Origin of the sequence: Nostoc sp., from assembly GCF_036919675.1 — a bacterium.
Lineage (GTDB): Bacteria > Cyanobacteriota > Cyanobacteriia > Cyanobacteriales > Nostocaceae > Nostoc.
Map to the genome: position 1 here is coordinate 1 of NZ_JBALCP010000107.1, position 18,177 is coordinate 18,177.

At 41.5% G+C, this 18,177-nt stretch carries 19 protein-coding genes and 1 pseudogene; 11 read left to right on the plus strand and 9 right to left on the minus strand.

Features of this window, described 5'->3' with window-relative positions:
• Positions 1–1,012, plus strand: a 1,012-nt coding sequence (locus V7K49_RS24390; protein ID WP_335207895.1) for a tetratricopeptide repeat protein, incomplete at its 5' end; no start/stop codon positions are given.
• Between the two features lie 348 nt (positions 1,013–1,360).
• Here the strand turns inward: V7K49_RS24390 and V7K49_RS24395 are convergent.
• Both V7K49_RS24395 and V7K49_RS24400 read right to left on the minus strand, forming a co-directional pair.
• The gene (locus V7K49_RS24395) at positions 1,361–1,591 is read right to left on the minus strand and encodes a type II toxin-antitoxin system HicB family antitoxin (RefSeq protein ID WP_094341749.1); all 231 of its coding nucleotides are present in this window, start codon (positions 1,589–1,591) and stop codon (positions 1,361–1,363) included.
• A complete protein-coding gene (locus V7K49_RS24400; RefSeq protein ID WP_335207896.1) occupies positions 1,588–1,785 on the minus strand; it encodes a hypothetical protein in 198 nt (65 codons plus the stop codon). Before V7K49_RS24400 ends, V7K49_RS24395 begins: the two co-directional genes overlap by 4 nt.
• 132 nt (positions 1,786–1,917) lie before the next feature.
• On the opposite strand from V7K49_RS24400, the pseudogene V7K49_RS24405 reads away from it, so the two are divergent.
• A pseudogene (locus V7K49_RS24405) lies at positions 1,918–2,211 on the plus strand (DUF4288 domain-containing protein); the annotation flags it as partial.
• On the opposite strand, the gene V7K49_RS24410 reads toward V7K49_RS24405, so the two are convergent.
• Entirely contained in the window at positions 2,192–2,359 is a 168-nt protein-coding gene (locus V7K49_RS24410) for a hypothetical protein (protein WP_335207898.1), read from the minus strand. The pseudogene V7K49_RS24405 and the gene V7K49_RS24410 overlap by 20 nt on opposite strands.
• A gap of 97 nt (positions 2,360–2,456) precedes the next feature.
• On the opposite strand from V7K49_RS24410, the gene bchM reads away from it, so the two are divergent.
• The 3 genes from bchM to V7K49_RS24425 all read left to right on the plus strand — a co-directional run bounded on the left by bchM (position 2,457) and on the right by V7K49_RS24425 (position 4,508).
• Entirely contained in the window at positions 2,457–3,143 is a 687-nt protein-coding gene (gene bchM / locus V7K49_RS24415) for a magnesium protoporphyrin IX methyltransferase (protein ID WP_335207899.1), read from the plus strand.
• A gap of 454 nt (positions 3,144–3,597) precedes the next feature.
• Positions 3,598–4,077, plus strand: coding sequence for a hypothetical protein (locus tag V7K49_RS24420; protein ID WP_335207900.1), 480 nt, complete (start codon positions 3,598–3,600; stop codon positions 4,075–4,077).
• A 50-nt stretch (positions 4,078–4,127) separates the two neighbouring features.
• Positions 4,128–4,508 carry a DUF423 domain-containing protein gene (locus V7K49_RS24425; protein ID WP_298909370.1) on the plus strand — a complete coding sequence of 127 codons (381 nt, stop codon included), beginning with the start codon at positions 4,128–4,130 and terminating at the stop codon, positions 4,506–4,508.
• Between the two features lie 405 nt (positions 4,509–4,913).
• Here the strand turns inward: V7K49_RS24425 and V7K49_RS24430 are convergent, their stop codons facing one another.
• Positions 4,914–5,141 carry a hypothetical protein gene (locus V7K49_RS24430; RefSeq protein ID WP_335207902.1) on the minus strand — a complete coding sequence of 76 codons (228 nt, stop codon included), beginning with the start codon at positions 5,139–5,141 and terminating at the stop codon, positions 4,914–4,916.
• Between the two features lie 32 nt (positions 5,142–5,173).
• Between V7K49_RS24430 and egtC the strand changes: the two genes are divergently transcribed.
• The 3 genes from egtC to egtD all read left to right on the plus strand — a co-directional run bounded on the left by egtC (position 5,174) and on the right by egtD (position 8,132).
• The gene (gene egtC, locus V7K49_RS24435) at positions 5,174–5,962 is read left to right on the plus strand and encodes an ergothioneine biosynthesis protein EgtC (protein WP_335207904.1); all 789 of its coding nucleotides are present in this window, start codon (positions 5,174–5,176) and stop codon (positions 5,960–5,962) included.
• A gap of 173 nt (positions 5,963–6,135) precedes the next feature.
• Positions 6,136–6,363 carry a hypothetical protein gene (locus tag V7K49_RS24440; RefSeq protein WP_335207905.1) on the plus strand — a complete coding sequence of 76 codons (228 nt, stop codon included), beginning with the start codon at positions 6,136–6,138 and terminating at the stop codon, positions 6,361–6,363.
• Between the two features lie 734 nt (positions 6,364–7,097).
• Entirely contained in the window at positions 7,098–8,132 is a 1,035-nt protein-coding gene (gene egtD, locus V7K49_RS24445; RefSeq protein ID WP_335207906.1) for an L-histidine N(alpha)-methyltransferase, read from the plus strand.
• 289 nt (positions 8,133–8,421) lie between these two features.
• On the opposite strand, the gene V7K49_RS24450 is transcribed toward egtD, so the two are convergent.
• Positions 8,422–8,736, minus strand: a complete 315-nt coding sequence (locus tag V7K49_RS24450) for a hypothetical protein (protein ID WP_335207908.1) — start codon at positions 8,734–8,736, stop codon at positions 8,422–8,424.
• 1,196 nt (positions 8,737–9,932) lie between these two features.
• Between V7K49_RS24450 and glpK the strand changes: the two genes are divergently transcribed.
• Positions 9,933–11,447, plus strand: coding sequence for a glycerol kinase GlpK (gene glpK, locus V7K49_RS24455; protein ID WP_335207909.1), 1,515 nt, complete (start codon positions 9,933–9,935; stop codon positions 11,445–11,447).
• 482 nt (positions 11,448–11,929) lie between these two features.
• On the plus strand, positions 11,930–12,898 hold the full coding sequence (gene argC / locus V7K49_RS24460; RefSeq protein ID WP_335207919.1) for an N-acetyl-gamma-glutamyl-phosphate reductase: 969 nt from the start codon (positions 11,930–11,932) through the stop codon (positions 12,896–12,898).
• A 233-nt stretch (positions 12,899–13,131) separates the two neighbouring features.
• On the opposite strand, the gene V7K49_RS24465 is transcribed toward argC, so the two are convergent.
• From V7K49_RS24465 to V7K49_RS24480, 4 genes are all read right to left on the minus strand, one after another.
• Entirely contained in the window at positions 13,132–13,719 is a 588-nt protein-coding gene (locus V7K49_RS24465; RefSeq protein WP_335207910.1) for a hypothetical protein, read from the minus strand.
• A gap of 22 nt (positions 13,720–13,741) precedes the next feature.
• Positions 13,742–14,149, minus strand: a complete 408-nt coding sequence (locus V7K49_RS24470; RefSeq protein ID WP_335207911.1) for a hypothetical protein — start codon at positions 14,147–14,149, stop codon at positions 13,742–13,744.
• A 168-nt stretch (positions 14,150–14,317) separates the two neighbouring features.
• Positions 14,318–16,084, minus strand: coding sequence for a hypothetical protein (locus tag V7K49_RS24475; RefSeq protein WP_335207913.1), 1,767 nt, complete (start codon positions 16,082–16,084; stop codon positions 14,318–14,320).
• Positions 16,047–16,790, minus strand: coding sequence for a hypothetical protein (locus V7K49_RS24480; RefSeq protein ID WP_335207915.1), 744 nt, complete (start codon positions 16,788–16,790; stop codon positions 16,047–16,049). Before V7K49_RS24480 ends, V7K49_RS24475 begins: the two co-directional genes overlap by 38 nt.
• A gap of 543 nt (positions 16,791–17,333) precedes the next feature.
• Between V7K49_RS24480 and V7K49_RS24485 the strand changes: the two genes are divergently transcribed.
• Positions 17,334–17,870, plus strand: a complete 537-nt coding sequence (locus V7K49_RS24485) for an anthrone oxygenase family protein (RefSeq protein ID WP_335207917.1) — start codon at positions 17,334–17,336, stop codon at positions 17,868–17,870.
• Positions 17,871–18,177 lie beyond the last annotated feature (307 nt).

Genomic DNA, 18,177 nt, shown 5'->3' on the forward strand with positions numbered 1-18,177 from the left:
GAGGCTTCGCCAACGCGATGGCGAAGGTGTTTCCTTGGGCAATTTGGGCAATGCTTACAACTTGCTGGGACAGTACCAACGGGCGATTGAGTTCTTCCAGCAGTCTTTGGAAATCAAAAGGGAGATAGGCGATTCTCCAGAGGAGAGGCTTCGCCAACGCGATGGCGAAGGTGTTTCCTTGGGCAATTTGGGCAATGCTTACAACTTGCTGGGACAGTACCAACGGGCGATTGAGTTCTACCAGCAGTCTTTGGAAATCAAAAGGGAGATAGGTAATCGCAATGGCGAAGGTAAATTCTTAAACAATTTGGGCAATGCTTACGACTCCCTGGGAGAGTACCAACAGGCGATTGAGTTCTACCAGCAGTCTTTGGAAATATTTAGGGAGATAGGCGATCGCAATGGCGAAGGTAATTCCTTAATCGGTTTGGGCAATGCTTACAACTTGCTGAGACAGTACCAACGGGCGATTGAGTTCTACCAAGAGTCTTTGGAAATATTTAGGGAGATAGGCGATTCTCCAGAGGAGAGGCTTCGCCAACGCAATGGCGAAGGTATTTCCTTAATCGGTTTGGGCAATGCTTACAACTTCCTGGGACAGTACCAACGGGCGATTGACTTCTACCAGCAGTCTTTGGAAATATCTAGGGAGATAGGCGATCGCAATGGCGAAGGTAATTCCTTGAGCAATTTGGGCAATGCTTACAACTCCCTGGGACAGTACCAACGGGCGATTGAGTTCTTCCAGCAGTCTTTGGAAATATTTAGGGAGATAGGCGATCGCAATGGCGAAGGTAATTCCTTGGGCAATTTGGGCAATGCTTACAACTTCCTGGGACAGTACCAACGGGCGATTGAGTTCTTCCAGCAGTCTTTGGAAATAAAAAGGGAAATAGGCGATCGCAATGGCGAAGGTAATTCCTTAATCAGTTTGGGCAATGCTTATCATCAGTGTGGCAGGATTCAAGAAGGATTTGTAGCTTCGTATCAAGCCCAGCGGATTTTCCAATAACTTGAGCTTCCTCTCGAAGTGATGCCTTATCCTCAGTGGCTAAAATCATTAATAAAGTTGGTTCAACGTGGGCGTTTACAGTTAATTTTGTGTTTTATTTTCGGTTTGATAGCCTTTCCTTTTGCCTTAGTATGGCTGATTTTGCTGCTTTTGTGGCGTTTAATACGTGCCCAGTTTATAAAATGAACACTGAGGTTTTCTCACCGTGGGTTTTGGGCGTGGTTGCGTCGTTTGTGGCGTTGGGTACGCGCTTGGTTTCGGCGGTGATTTTGTCTTACGCACAGAAGAGGCTTTATAGAGTGCGATATTGTAGGATTTGTTAATGAAATGTAACGCACCAATCCACAACTAAGCTACTTGCAGAGGCTTTGTAGGTAGCATTCTGGGTTCTGGTAATGGTTTATTCTCTTCAGAAAGCATTTCCACAAAAGCCTCGATTACTTCCTGACCATTTTTGGCAGCTTCCTCGTAAGTTCTACCGTGTGTATGAAATTGTTGCCAAGGGAACTCAGGCAAGTGAACTAAGAAAAGTTGATCCTCTTGTGACCATTGAATCACCATACTGTAGTGATAGATCATTCTTCACCTTCCTCGTTTACAAGTTTTTCGAGTTCTTCCAGCTTTTTCAGCACCCGTTGAATGCCTCTTTCTAAATATAGTGGAGCATCATCACCATCAATACCCAGGAATAGTAAGGGGTTCTTCCGGTAGCATTGGATGTTTCCAAAATGTATGGCTTCCTTTGCCTCGTCCTGGCTGAAGGATATACCCAACTTTTGCTACCATTGCTTTCAATTATCTTACTTTCTTTGGCGTTGCTGCTTAGTTACCAACTTCTTAATTTATTATAATCATTGGAACTTGGAACATAGTGCGATCGCAAATTCAATAAATCATCTTCAGATAAACCTGATTATCAAACTTTGTACCAAGAAAGCTTTGTTTTAATTAAAGCCGCTTCTTTAGAAGAAGCAAAAGCAAAGGCTTTGAATCATGGTAAAAATGAAAGCGTCAGCTATACAAATGAGAATGAAGAAACTATTACTTGGTCTTTACAGCAAGTAGTAGACGTGAATTCAGTTTTGGATGATGACTTTGATTCATCTGAGAATATTGTTGATTTATATACCCGACATTTTCGGAATTATGAGGCTTACCACTCATTTGAGCCATTATTATCTAAAGAGCAATTTGAATGATAGTTATAAAACCACGCGATCGCTCTTGTCGATTTCCATCTAATGATCCACTCATCACCTGACCCAACAGCGATCGCAATTGACCAATGCGGCGGGAAACTGAAAATACGGTGTCTGATGCTAAAGAAACAACTTGCTCCAAGCCCATAGCCGCAAACTATATCTGGAAAAATCTGCAAGACCGCTCTTATGGGTTCCTATCAATGATAATTTTAAGCTTTGGGAACCCTTAAAAATCAAAGTTTATGAACGCAGCCGACGATAAAACGATTGTTCGTGAGTATTTCAATTCCACAGGGTTTGACCGTTGGAGGCGAATCTACGGCGATGGCGAAGTCAACAAAATCCAACTAGACATTCGCAATGGACACCAGCAAACCGTGGATACAGTTCTCGGCTGGCTGAAGGCTGATAACAATTTACCAGAGCTATCAATCTGCGATGCTGGGTGTGGTGTCGGTAGCCTCAGCATCCCCCTAGCGGTAGATGGTGCTAAAGTCTATGCCACCGATATTTCGGAAAAAATGGTGGAAGAAGGCAAGCATAGAGCCAAGCAAACCTTGCCAAATGTCGAAAATCCCACTTTTGCCGTGCAGGATTTGGAATCGTTGAGTGGTAGTTACCATACTGTTATTTGCTTGGATGTTCTTATCCACTACCCTCAAGAAAAAGCGGATGAGATGATATCTCACCTCTGTTCTTTGGCACAGTCGCGGATAATTCTCAGTTTTGCGCCGAAGACCTGCGCCCTGAGTATACTCAAGAAAATTGGCAGTTTCTTTCCCGGGCCAAGTAAAGCGACTCGTGCATATTTGCATCGTGAGGCTGATGTGCTAAGAATCTTGGAAAGTAATGGCTTTTCTTTGCAACGAAAGGCGATGACAAAGACTCGCTTCTATTTTTCTCGCCTACTTGAAGCTACACGTAAATGAAGTTAAAATCGCAGCAAGATGAATCCTATACCTTTGCTGCGATTTGACAATCTCAAAATTTAACACTGGTAGGTATTGCACTTGACATCCAGTTCTGCTTTTTATCTTGGCGTAGGCATAGCCGATTGGAGACATCGCTCTGATTGGGAGGATGAATAACTATCATCGCGATCGCCCAGCCTTATTTATGTAATGGCAGAAAAAGTTATAGTATATTTTTGATATTTAATGCTTGCGTAAACCTTAGCTTACTACGATTGTGATAGTTGAAGGTACGGAATGTGGGATAAAAAGTAGCAGAACCGAACCGTAAGCGCCTGGATGGTATCGAGAAAACGCCGAATAACATAAAAGAAGCGCTTACAAAACTATTGTCAGGAGTACATTGATATACTAGAACCTTTGCGAAAGTCAGGTTAAAATCGCTAGCAAAGTGTAAATCTGAAGTGAAACTATGAAAACTGCTGAAAAATTGGCTGCCGGTTGGCTATTGACACTCGGATTCATGTTTTTAACGCTATCAGCAACAGCGACATGGGAAAAGTTTGCTGCACGTCAGATATACATACCAGTGCAAGATGCGGAGACTTTTACCGCACCAAATGCTACTCATGAAGATGATAATACTGCTGTAGGTGGTCTAATTTTTGGCGTCCCTAGCTTAACACTGGGGGGGTGGTTAGCATTGGGATTATACCGTCAAAGCCGACAGGAGAAAAAGGCGCTTAATCAACAAGTTAGCGATCGCCTGCAATCTATTTTTTATGAGATGCTACAAGAAAATCATGGACGCGTAACTGTTTTAGGCTTTGCAATGCAGTCACAATTACCCGCAGCCAACGCCAGACAATATTTAGATGAAAAAGCTAAAGAATTCAATGCAAACTTTAAGGTGAACGAAGAAGGGGCTATATCATATCATTTTGATGTCTAATTGATATCTAATGGTTCGTTAAATTCCACACCAACTTACGGCTAGGTCTAATGACGCAGATTTTTTTGAGCATAGCTGCCATTTTAGGCGGTTTGTCAGTTGCTGCTGGTGCCTTTGCTTCCCATGCTTTACGAGAAAAAATTAGTGAGCGATCGCTAGAAATTTTTGAGACTGCCGCTCGTTACCAAATGTATCATGCTCTAGCACTTTTTCTAGTAGCAATACTAATTAGTCGTACCGAGTCTCCTCAACCCACTCTCATCGCCAGTGGATGGCTGTTTATGATTGGCATTGCTATTTTCTCAGGTAGCTTGTACGCCCTTAGCTTAACCGGTATTAAATCCTTAGGAGCGATCGCACCACTAGGCGGCACAGCCTTTCTTGCTGGTTGGGGTGCTTTAGCTTTTGCTGCGTGGACTTTGAAGTTGTAAAAAAGTTATAAATGGGGAGTTAAAACTTAAGAGCTTTTAACTCTAACTCCATTTATTGGAGGCTCAATTCCCTCCTTTTTACAATTTTCTCTAGTTAGAACTGCTTCGCCAGATTCAGAATTTAACGACACCATAGATCCTTTAATGATTGAGTTTACTCCTTGGACATATTCATCACTATTATAAATAGGAAAAAATTAAATATAAACAGTTGAACGGAAGCCAAATACTTTTTCAGTAATATCTTTTTAACTCTCTCTTGTTTTTAATATCCGCCCAATTAAGCCAAGATATAAAAATGTTTTTTCATTAAGCTTATCAATATTCAATTTATTACAAATTAAGTCCATTATTTGTTTTAGATTAGAGGGCGCCAAAATTTCTAAGTAATAATTAATAGACATATTAGTAAATAAAATTTATGCTCCCATTCTCTATTGTAATGATTTCTGCTAACCCAGATATTGGGTAATCAGCAATTTGCTGCTGTAACATTTCTGTTGTGACTTGAGTACCATTTAAATTAACCACAAATCTATTTGCTTGGACACCATCAATCTTTTCTGAAATTGTGTTAGCAATATTACGAACCAGTGATGATGGTGAATAAAAGCGGGTAAGGCTGTTGCCCAATAATTGTGCTAATAGAAGGTGGAAAATTCATAATGTGCCGTTTACTTGCTTACCTCGGTTCGCCTATTTCTTTAGATCACCTTCTGTATAAACCAGAACACTCGCTGATAGTCCAGAGTTATCAACCCCGCGAAATGACCTCTGGGGTAGTAAATGCAGATGGCTTTGGTGTGGGTTGGTATGATAGTCAAAAAGATACTGACCCTTTTATTTACAAAAATACCCTACCTATTTGGAATGATATCAACCTACCGAGTCTCAGCCGTTATGTTGAATCAAAGTGCGTACTTGCTTATGTCCGCAGTGCTACATCCGAACAAGCCGTAGATTTTGCTAATTGTCAGCCCTTTAACCATCAACAACAGCTATTTATTCACAATGGACGAATCGAAAATTTTCGGAAAACATTACACAGAAAAATCCGCAGCACTTTAACCCAAGATTTTTACGAAAAAATTAATGGCAGTACTGACTCCGAACACATTTTTGCATTGTTACTTTCACAAAGTGAAATTAACAAACATCGACCTCCAGAGTATGCTTTACGTAGTACATTATTAACCCTCTTAGAGATGGCAAAACGCTATCAAGTAGAAGCCTCACTCAATGTAATCTTTAGTGACGGACATCGCCTGATAGCTTCTCGTGTTGCTACCACTTCACCACCTCCATCTCTTTACTGGATACGAGATGATCCGACTTTTCCAAAATCTGTAATTATTGCGTCCGAACCTCTATTTATAGGTAATTGGATTGCTTGCCCAGAAAATAGCATCATTAGTGTGGGAGCAGACTGTGAGATCCAAATTGAGCAAATCTAGTGTGAAAGAGACTATTTATCAAGCCTTCGATGAATGTTGCTCAAAAACTTTTGCAATATTTCAGTGTATTTAGATATTTACCTGATTGACTATTACCCTGTGACTTGTGGACAGTATCGTGCATTCATAGAGCGGGAGGCTACCAAAATTATCGCTGGTAGTCACAGGTGGTAATGGTTACAAACGGAGTCAGTCACACAACCACTTTACTGGTGCAAAGATGCCTACGGTGGTCACTGACTTGTACTGAGCATCTCGGCTTCTCTACGAGACGCTACGCGAACGCTCGATGGAGCCGCAGTCGAAGTAGCTTTGCCGTACCACTTCGTGGAAGCAAGCTACGCGCAGCGTCTCGTAGAGAAGTGCGGGCTGTGACGCTCGTTCGCGCCAGCCTGCTGTAGGCAAGACTTGCTTTTTGCGTCGCTATCGGTGTCGCCGGAAGCCAGTGCTCAGACTTCTCTCCTCATCCCCCTTATCTTCACCTTCACTCTTGTTATCCAAACCGTATTGATTCCTCACTTCCAGAATTTAAGAGGCGATCGCTATTTGACACCAGAATAAAAGGCAGAAAAATTAGCGCAGTATTTGTGTAAACGCATACTCCTACGGGGATCTTGCTACGCAAAGCGTCTCGTTGGCACAGCCTTTGCAAGAGTTGGCAAGCGGCTTGTCGTTAGACATCGCTCGGCATCGACCCTGATAATCTACCTAGTGAGTAATATAGCGATGCCTGCGGCGGGCTACGCCTACGCTCCTTCACGAAATGCGATCGCCCCACAACGGATATATCTTTGTTGTATTGGCTGTCTGACTAGATGTTTTAGCTGTGGGGTACTGAAGAGAGAATGTCAAATTCGTCTAAAGGGTGGTAGCGTTGTTTGGTCTGTTCAACTTCAAAAAAGACTTGCCAGAAGGAATTTTGCGAAATGGCGATGGTCATCGTTGAATTGGGCAATGATTGCAATACTTGCAATATTTTTTTATAAAGAGAATAGCTCAATCACCTGGTATCCCATTTGATTGAGGGCGTTTTGGATAATGAATTTTCCAATAAACGCCACAAAATGCGCTCATAATGCTCTTTGGAAAGTAGACTTTCTACATAGAACCCCAGATAACTTTAACACGAGGATCAATGTCAATATCTAAAGCTGTTACCAGCAAGATTACTTCTCCAGACAATATCGAAGAACGCTTGCAGATACAGCGTTTGCTAGGCGCAACTAAAATAGTTACACCTAGTGCTGGGAGTGATGTAGTGAACGGATTAACTCAAACACCCAAATCTTTACCTCCCTGTTACTTTTATGATGACCGTGGTTCTGAGCTATTTGAGCAAATCTGTGATTTACCAGAATATTATCTTACACGCACAGAAACAACGATTTTACAACAGTATGCTGGCGAAATTGCCAAGATAACTGGCGCTTGTGAATTGGTAGAACTTGGCAGTGGCAGTTCTAGCAAAACCCGCATTTTACTAGATGCCTACCAGCAGCTAGGCTATCCCCTGCACTACCTACCAATTGATGTATCTACAGGTATTTTGGAAAGTAGCGCCAAGCAGTTATTAAGTGATTATCCTTTACTGCAAGTTTATGCACTAGCGGGAACTTATGAATTAGCCCTTGCACAACTCTTACCGACGCAATTACCCAGCAGGATGATTTGTTTTATTGGTAGCAGTTTAGGTAATCTGACACCTGGTGAGTGTGATGTGTTCTTCTCTCAAATTACAGAAGCCCTACAAGTAGGTGAGTATTTCTTGTTGGGGATAGATTTACGAAAGCCAAAACAGATTTTGGAACCAGCTTATAACGATAACCAAGGAGTGACAGCAGCATTTAACCTGAATATGCTGGAACATTTAAATCAGCGGTTTGAGGGGAATTTCGACACCACGCAGTTTGAACACTGGGCGTTTTACAATGAAAGTGAGTATCAAATAGAAATGCATTTACGCAGCCTGCGATCGCAAATTGTCGAATTACGCGCTCTTAACTTCAAGGTTAATTTTGTACTAGGTGAGACTATCCTCACCGAAATTTCGCGCAAATTTGACCTCAATACTATCAAGCAGCAACTGACTGCACAGGGTTTATTACCTATTCATGTGTGGACAGATCCAAATCAATGGTTTGGTTTACTGCTCACTCAGCTGCAAGCATAAAGCAAATCAGGGTATACCTCACATATATAGCGGTTCTCAGTTGAGTCCAATATAGACCTAATATAAAACAGCCCTAACCCTTGTAGCATTGGCGAGTAACACTCAAAGTATATTGCATACAAACGAGAAGGGCTATAGTTGATATTCCTCCCACCCCAGCGAGAGAGAACAATTAGAATCTCTTTTGCTGGAGTGGTATTTTCACTAAGTACAGATGTACATCGTGTATATAATAAATTTATACATTTCTCTATCAGCCCAAATGAGAGACTCAATATTTAGCCGCTAATTATTGCTGCATCGAAGGTGTGGGAAAAATTCTGCTGAATATAGGAACCCGTGCCTTCGGCTTAGTTGCAGTTATATTGGCATCAGAAACAGAAGAGTTCTTAGCTGCCTCAGAGAGGATAGGTGGTTTGCTATTAGTAGAATTGGTAAAATCACTCAATTGGATAGCGAAAGGTGAATTTGAAGATAGGGAACTAATATTATTAATATTTTGACTGTTGGGTTTTACCGGAGTTTGAGCTTGAGATGGAGTAACGATGAAAGTCGAGCTTGTTCCTAATATCAGTATGAGCAAATGAGAAGTATATTGTCGCATGGAAATTTGTCAAATTGGTTAATAAATGTTTAAAGCTTCAATAAATTGTGTTTTTTCTCAGTTGTAAATAAGACCGTGATTTCCAAAAATAAGTCATTATGCTGTCAAAGAAAATCTGATTACACAAATTTTCAGATGAATAGACTACTAACCTCTGCTTCATATTTGAACGCAGCTTAGTACATCGATTCACTAACAAAAGCCTAACCCTCCAATCACCTTTTATATGAGGTAAAGGGAAGCTAAACTCCTCTCTGATAAAAGGAGGACGGTGATTTTAGGAATATTGAATCAGTCTTATAGAGAGTATACAAATAGATACACCTGGAATAGTTGAGGTTTTGTCATCAACTAACCCAGCACAACTATTAATAATTTAGTTTTATTTAAGTTGTTATTCAAAGAGGAATAATACTGAACTTATTGATAAACCTACTTTTCAGTAATTGAGCTATTAAATTGCATATTTAATAAAGCAAAATATAAAATATATGAACTTTTTATAAAACGTAAGTTTTATGAAGCAATATGCTTGGGTTAAGGAGAGGACTTACGCAAATTTAAGAAAAAACGAACTGCATTCGCGCAGCGTCTCGTAGAGAAGGGCGCAAAAAAAGAGGCAGTGCGCCCTTGGTGGTTCACGCCGTTGTCCCGACTGCCGTCACAAAGGAATAAGAGTTTCAAAGAGTTTTTGCCTAAGTCCTGAAAGGTTTTTGGCGCTAACCCAAGCTTCTTGGCGATTTAAAATTGTAGTATTCACCAAGACTGTATTTAAATGTTATGTATGCACCAAAACCCGCATTTTTTAGTGATCGCGTACCTTTGTGATCATCCTTAGGGAAATAGGACTTACGCACAGGTAACGGAAAATCGAACCACAGAGGCACAGAGAAGCCAGTGCGTTGGGCGGGTTCCCCGACTTGTACCCCTGCGGGGAAGCAAGCTACGCGCAGCGTCTCCCTTAGGAGAAGCAACTGGCGCGACACGGAGGAATAAGAGTTTGAGAGGTATTTTGCGTAAGTCCTGGGAAAAATGGATAAAGTCGAGCTTGAGAGATTTCCATTTATTACTTATGGGTATCCGGTGAAAAAATGTGACTTAAATGTACAATAAATAATCTATATCTGATTTGACGTGAATTGCTAAAATCGCGATGCCTACGGCGGGCTACACCTACCCAGGATGTTAAAGCGGCTATGCACACACTTGGCAACACAACTCCATCATTGGGCTACATATTAGCACTGGACTTAGGTACAACAGGCAACCGCGCCTTTGTGTTTAACGCAGACGGCAAGATTGTTGGGCAGGCATACAAAGAACTAACTCAGTATTATCCTCAGCCCGGATGGTTAGAACATGACCCTCAACAAATTTGGCATGATACCTGTTGGGTGATGCAAACCGCAATTGGGAATGCCCAGATTGTTCCATCAGCGATCGCAGCGCTAGGACTGACTGTGCAGCGTGAAACCTGTTTGATTTGGGATAAAATTACTGGTAAACCACTCCAAAGAGCGATCGTCTGGCAAGATCGGCGCACTGCTCCCCTTTGTCACCAGTTACAAGAGCAAGGCTATGCTCAAGACATTTACGATCGCACCGGATTAATTATTGATGCCTATTTTTCTGCTACTAAATTCAGGTGGCTATTAGACAAGTTTAGAGATGTTGACTTGAACAATGTCTTAGCAGGTACTATTGATACCTGGCTGCTGTGGAACCTCACAGGTGGGAAAGTCCATGCTACTGACCACAGCAATGCCAGCCGGACAATGTTGATGAATCTCAAAACCTGTGAATGGGATGAGAATTTACTGGATCTGTTTCAAATTCCGGCTCATATTTTGCCCCAGATTCAGCCTAGTTTAGGAATATTTGGAGTTACTGATGCTACTTTGTTGGGCGCTGAAATTCCCATTACTGCCATCTTGGGAGATCAACAAGCTGCTCTATTTGGTCATGGCTGCGATCGCCCCGGCTTAATGAAATGCACTTACGGGACTGGTAGCTTTTTGGTAGCTCACACTGGCTGTGAAATTGTCCGATCACACCATCAAATCATTTCTACAGTGGCATGGACACAAGCAAATCCAAGGGAAACTTTAGATGTAGGCTATGCTCTTGAAGGCAGTATGTTTACTAGTGGAGCTTGTATTCAATGGTTGCGTGATCGACTGAAGCTGATTAAAACTGCTGCTGAAACTGAAGCGATGGCAAATCAGGTAAAAGATAATGGCGGAGTCTACTTTGTGCCTGCATTTAGTGGACTGGGCGCACCCTATTGGGATATGAGCGCTAGGGGAGCCTTTTTCGGCATTACCGCTAGTGTACAACCAGAGCATCTAGTCCGCGCTGTATTGGAAGCGATCGCTTACCAAGTTCTGGAGGTAGTGCAGGCGATAAATGCATCAAGCAGTACTCCAGTTGGGCGATTAAGCGTAGATGGTGGTGCTTGCGAAAATAATTTCCTGATGCAGTTCCAGGCTGATGTATTAGGGATTCCAGTTGAACGTCCGATAATGCGCGATACAACTGTTCAAGGTGCAGCATTTGCAGCAGGTTTAGCTGTAGGATTTTGGGAGAGCTATGAAGCACTGGTGCAGCAACGGCAGATTGAGTGCGTGTTTGAGCCGGGAAGCAATGGCCCATTGTCCAATTTTGCTACTTGGCAAAAGGCAGTGAAACGCACTCTGGCTTGGGTGGAGTAGTTAAGAGGTCAAAAACTTAATTAAAAATTGCTCAATTATTATTAAATAATAGGATTACCGACCTTTTCATAACAGTGCAATAAAAAATTGATATTATGTCCGGTAAATTACTGTTAATTCTCGCAAGACCTCTCCCCCAACCCCTCCCCTAGTAGGCGACGGTGTACACACAAGTCCTAAAATCCTTGCCTGGTAAGATACAAGCCGGATATTGGCAAGGTTTTGAGTTGCTCAAACGGATTATCAATAGTGTCAGCTTATTGATAGATTTATAACAGAAAATTAAGGATTTTAAAAATAATTTTCCGTTCTTTTGCCTCCATTTGATTACCAACTCGACTTGTGTGTACACGGTAGCCCTAGTAGGGGAGGGGAGTTTTGGCGTCAGCCATAAGCGGGGAGAGGTTGATTTATCAGACTTGATATGATAACTCGATTAATCGGTCAAAATACCACTCATATATAAGGATGCTGGACGCATGATTACTAAACCTAAGATTTTTATTGATGGGGAATCGGGAACCACAGGCTTACAAATTTACTCACGCCTCAATCAACGGGATGATATCGAGTTAGTTAGCATTGAAGCATCTAAACGTAAGGATGCAGCTGAGCGAGCCAAACTAATCAATGCTGTCGATGTTGTTATTCTCTGCCTACCGGATGATGCAGCCCGCGAAGCTGTTAGCTTGGTCAGTAGTACTACGGTTAAGATCCTGGATGCTAGTAGTGCCCATCGCACAGCTAAAGGCTGGGTATATGGCTTCCCTGAACTAAATCCAGGACAGCGAGAGAAAATCGCCAGCGCCCAGTTTGTCAGCAATCCAGGCTGTTATCCCACAGGATTTTTAGCCTGTATCCGTCCGTTGATTGCTAAGGGACTTTTGAACAATAGCTTTCCGATCACCGTTAACGCAGTGTCAGGTTACTCTGGTGGCGGAAAGAATCTCATCAAAGAATACCATACCTTCCATGAACAGCAAGCCGGGGCAGAGTCACTCTATCCTTATGGCATCTATGGTTTGCAGTTTGGGCATAAGCACGTTAAGGAAATGCATCATTACTCAGGGTTAGCATCGCCGCCGCTGTTCGTACCGGCAGTAGGAGATTTTGAGCAAGGAATGCTGGTGCAGGTGCCTTTGCTGCTGGGGACTTTGGATAATCCACCATCAGGTGAAGTTATTCATCAAGCAATTGCTAACTACTACCAAAGTGAAAAATTTGTGCAGGTTGCTCCATTCCAAGATTCTACTCTGCTGCGAGACGGAATATTCCTGGATGCGATCGCAATCAACGGCACCAATATTGTTCAGGTTTTTGTATTCGCCAATGACGCTACCAAAGAAGTGTTGCTAGTTGCTCGTCTCGACAATTTGGGCAAAGGCGCATCGGGAGCCGCAATCCAAAACTTAAACATCATGCTGGGCTTTCCAGAAGAGTTGGGATTGTAGTCAAAAGCTCAGATTCCCGACTTCTTGGAAGATACTAGCTTGAAAATAAGGACCGGGGAAGTAAGTGAACAATTATTATTTCCCTCATCTACCTAATGCTTAATAGCTTGTGCTACACAGCGATAACTGTTATGAGTGCATAAATTACTCATTTGAATCCCCAGTCAGTTAATTGCCATATTTAAAATTTTGCCTATTCACCTTTGTATAGCAAGAAATTATTTACTTCTTGCTTATAGAAGTAAATCTCGATATTGCCAGTGTCCGCCTTTACCCAACTCTTGGATAATATTTTCAGCAGTTTTTCTCGCTTTATCACTGCTGCTTTGAAAAGCCTTACTCAGGATAGTCTTAGTTTCATCACGCCAGCCATATATACCCCACCCAGACTTATCTTTTTTAATCATCAGTTCAAGACACTCGGCAGTTGACTCTGGTATCGTATCAGCAAGTATAGCTAGACGTTCCAGCAGCAAAAAGTCAGGAGCTACTTTACCAACTAGCTCAAGAATCTGTTTGATCTGTGCGATCGCCCAGGAGTCATCAAACTTTGCGGAGCCGAACCACCACCCAAAAGCAGCAAGTTTAGTGGTATAGGAACTAGGTTGAGTAGAACTACGAACTATTTCAAGACGCTTTTCCCAAAGCAGTTGAAGCCTATTAAGGATTTCTGGATCGACCTCATCCTGTGTATTCTTAAGGTTTCTCCCCACAAATTCAAGAGCATAAGCACGCAATGTATCAGAAGCCAACTCAAAAAACCGCCCTAGTAATCCTTCTGACTCATCCAAATTTAGCTTTCCACACCAGTAGAGGGTCATTAAGTGCTTAGTAAGATTTTTATCAGGATGTGTTAGTTTTATGTCGTTCAATCGAGGCGGGATTGATCTGTTCGACTGTATAGCGGTATTCTTCATGTAGTAAATCAAAAACATTGTCATACACCGAACAAAAAGTAATGTAGCTTTCCCAAGCTGCGAGGCGTAGGTTACTGAAACTTTCATCCTGTGGAAAAATTCTTTCTGCACTTTGATCTGCCCAAAGCGGATCTAGTAAAACCAACCAAGGAAACCAACGACCATAGACTGAGCGGATTGCCGAGGATGGCTCTTGCTCTAGGTTTAGATGTTCATCAAGTACCTGCCGCACTTCCGGCATTTCATTAAAACCTCGCGCCAATTGCTCTGCATTCTCAGGTATTTCCTCAAAGTTGCGACGAATCCAGAGGGCATAGCGCACAACTGTGTGCATTGCTTCCCCTCGAACAGTATTAATTGCGAGTTCACTATAATTAACATTTGAGCTATGGTAGCCCATTTCTCTTGCTGGTGTGGGGTCTGGATGTTGAGTTAAAAGTCTTAGGATGTCCCAGACCTGATTACGAAAATTAAATGGAATTGCTATTGTATCAACGTTCAGTCAGACTCCAAGCAAGTCTACTACTGTTCGGCAAGGTTCAAGCCAATCGCTATTGGGTTTATCATAAATTGTCTGAGATTTATTCAATTCCTCAGACTTCTTTGCCAACCAATTGCAGAGACTCAGAACAGATATCCAATCAAATTCTTTTATTTCTTCCTGTTGTTTTGACTGATTATTTAAGGCTTGATGCAGACCTTTAAGCAAATTTGATAGATATGTTGGGTGTACCCCTTGGAATTGAGAAGCTCCCTGTGCATAAAGATCAGGATTTTTTTCAGCTAGTCTTGCCAAAGCATATCCTAATCCTGAGCGAGATGGTTCTTCAAATTCAAAAGGATTTGTAGAGTTTGGCTCCCATTTTCTCAGAAACGAAACTAACTCTTCAATACTCATAGATTCTAATTCCAAGTCAGTCTTTGGACTCATCATCCCTACAACTCTAACTCCACCAACTCCTCCAGGAAAAATATTTGAAATTTCAATAGCACCAAACTCATTAACTAACTGGTTATAGCGTTCTTGCCAATGTGTTGACAGACTATCTTTTATTATTGTCAGTTTGTGCCACTGCCAGTATCTTACTGATTCAGCTTTTTTTTCTTGATCTTCTAGCCAATAGTAGTCAAGTTCAGGATTTTCAATCCAACTTAGAATTTGCTCCTGTTTCTCTACAGTCAGTTGAGCAAAATTATCTTTGAGTAAGTGTGCATACTCATAATCTTCGTAAATACTAGTATCTGTAAAACGCTTGTAGTCAGACAGCTTTTCGAGCAGCAAATTCTGGTCTGCATCTTGATACTTACGAATCAAGTAAAGTGCGATGCGATGAAAAATTCGCCAGTGTCGCTGCTCTAGCATCGAAACGATATCTCTTATTTTAGTCCGATCGTATTTTAAAATCTGCTCTGCTGTATCCCTTACTGCTGCTACCAAAATTTCTCTGATTTCATATTGATGATAGGAATTTTGAGAATGTTCCTCAATAGCGTATCGCCAGTAACGTGAGCCATCTTCCCAGATAGGTGAATTTTCTTCTTCCCTCTGTTTAATTTCTTCATCCCGGTGGGAAAAATTTACTGCATCCAATAGCAGAAAAATCAACATTTTCAAAACATCTAGTTTCTCTTTACCTGCTACTTGCACTAATTCTGATACATACTTTTTAATAATTTCCTGATAGTTCCAGTTATCAAAGCGTATTTGCGGTTTGGGCGAGGGAAGATAAACTCTGTTGTCACCGTCTTCCCCATTATTCAAACTAGAGTCTCGTATAACAGCGAGTAATTTTCGAGCCAATTCTAGTGCCTTTTTAAGCTGATCACCCTTAGCAAGATGCACTATTAGGCCAGCAATTTTCTCTGGAAGTAGAGACGACGAGTATAGTGATTCTATCCAAGTCTTAACTTTAGAAACCAGTTGCACCGCTTCTTGTAAGGGCATTTGAAGTGCAGCATCAACAAAATCCTCATGAACACTGAGATTATTAGTTTCTATTTGAAGTGCAATTTTTAGAACTTCCTTCGGTTTGTATTTAGCCATCCGCACCAGATAGCGAGACTCAGCCCACATTGGGAAGCTTACAGTGCCTTGACTAGTATCCTCAATAATTTGGGGAGGATTTTGGAAAAAACCTTTGTTTTTTAATGGCTCAATCCACTCTGGATTTTGCAGATGGTTGAAAAAATAATTGCGTTGCTGGGGATGAATCAGCTTTGCTATAGCTTTATCAAGCTGTTGAGGAGTTGGCTTCTTCCAGGATGTCATCGATTTCATCTGTAGTGCTAAAAAAACTTTGAGCTAATGTACTCAGAACCTGCTCAAATAATTCAAAGTTATAAAGGAGACTTTGGTCATCGTAGTCTGCATCAACTGTTCCGTTATCATGTGCTTTTGAAACAAACCAATCTTTAATATTTTTCCATTGCTTAACTAGAGGAAACAGCGAGTTTTGAGAAAATTTATTTTCAGGAACACATTCCACAAAAAAAAACATAACTCTTTCATCTATTTGGGAACTTGTTTCTATATGATCTTTAATCAAGTTGTCAATTTCAGAAAACACATCGTGAGGGATGCTGATGTTTGCAGAAGAATAATGTAAACTAGCCTGAAAATTTATTCCAAATTCTGTAAATATTCCATCTCTGGAAAAACCTTTTCCATGCCAAATTTTAGTAAGCTGATCTATTCTATTTACATAATCCAACCTACCACCACTTTTATTGCCAACTTGAACGACAACTAATCGATTGCAAATATCGCGAACACAGTGACTAACAAGCTTAACTCTACTGGGAATGTGTATTTCAAACATTAAACACACTGCACTTTCATACAGTTCGGCTAGAGAGGGAGCCTCTTCATCTAACCAGGAATGTATTTTCCTACGGGTATTTGTCCAGTGCGGTGGCTCTGTTGAAGGTGTATTTTTTTCTGGATTAGCTTCAGGCTGTTTACCATTTAATTCCACAACTTATTCACTAATATGCTAATTATTGACATAAGCGTTAATCTCTTAAAATTATAGTGTACTTTCGCTCACTGAGTTAATAGTAAAAAAAAGCACCTGCTGAAAAGCTATCCATCTTAGTTTCAGCCTTAGGCAAAAATGTTACCCAACATTGGTCTAACTCTCCTAATTGCGATCACGGACAGAGCTTTGCAAGGAAGCTGAACAGCATTAGTTTATTAAAAGTTTACGTGAGAGAGCTTTATAAGTGTTTGCATACAGGCTTTCTTACTTTTTTCTTCCCTAGACTGAATCCCCAGTGAGTCCATCGGCAAAATGCTAGTTGTCTTTCTGGATCGTGTTTCAATTTCAGATTAAATACGCTTTGATTTCTCTGAGTTCATTATTCTGCTCCGTCATTTGACCTTCAATATTTTTAAATCCGTAAGCGATGTTTTTGGAAATCTCCGATTGATTCTTAACAAGATGGTCAAATATGGGTTGCTTGTAGCTTCTGAGTTGTCGTTGTGGAAGACAATAACTAATTAGTAGGAAGGTAAGGCGATGCTGCAACATCTGATAACTCAACAACATTATTTCGCATTGAAGCTTTTCTCGGCACTAGGCTGCGGGCTGATAGCTGGAGTCTTCTTTGCCTTCTCGACCTTTGTGATGAACGCCCTTGCTCGGCTGAAACCGACGCGGGGTATTGCCGCCATGCAATCCATCAATATCACGGTGATCAATCCCTTGTTTATGGCAGCGTTTTTGGGAACGGCTGCGGCTTGTATCTTTCTTTTAATCTCCTCGCTATTAAGGTGGCATCAACCCGGTGCCGCCTACTTGCTCCTCGGCAGCTTGCTCTACCTTGTTGGTACATTAGGCGTGACAATCGTGTTCAATGTGCCGCTTAACGAAGCCCTGGCGAAAGTCGAGTCGGACAGCACTGACGCTGCCAGCCTATGGTCTAGCTACCTTGCTAACTGGACAATCTGGAATCACATTCGGGCGGCAGCGGCGCTAGCAGCAGCGACATCGCTCACCATCCCGCTTTGTTTGGGTTCAAGAATCGTAGGGGGACTCGATAATACGGTTAGTTAAAGAAAGTAAAACTTGATGCGGCTGATTTATGACGTTGAACGGTGCGATCGCTCATCTCACCTTATTTTGATCAATAGGCATATTTTTGAGACAAATTATACAGTTTGTTTAGTGGCGATCGCTATCGACTAAGTGGAAATTATTTTATAAACAATACTTTGTCCTAAAGGACACGCTACGCGAACACCAATTTACGAAGCTTGATATAGAAGCCATTTGGGATCTGGTGTACCGGGAGATTAAAAGTATTTTTTATTACTTATGTACTCAAGCAGTTTAACAGATGAAGAGTGGTCAATAATTGAAG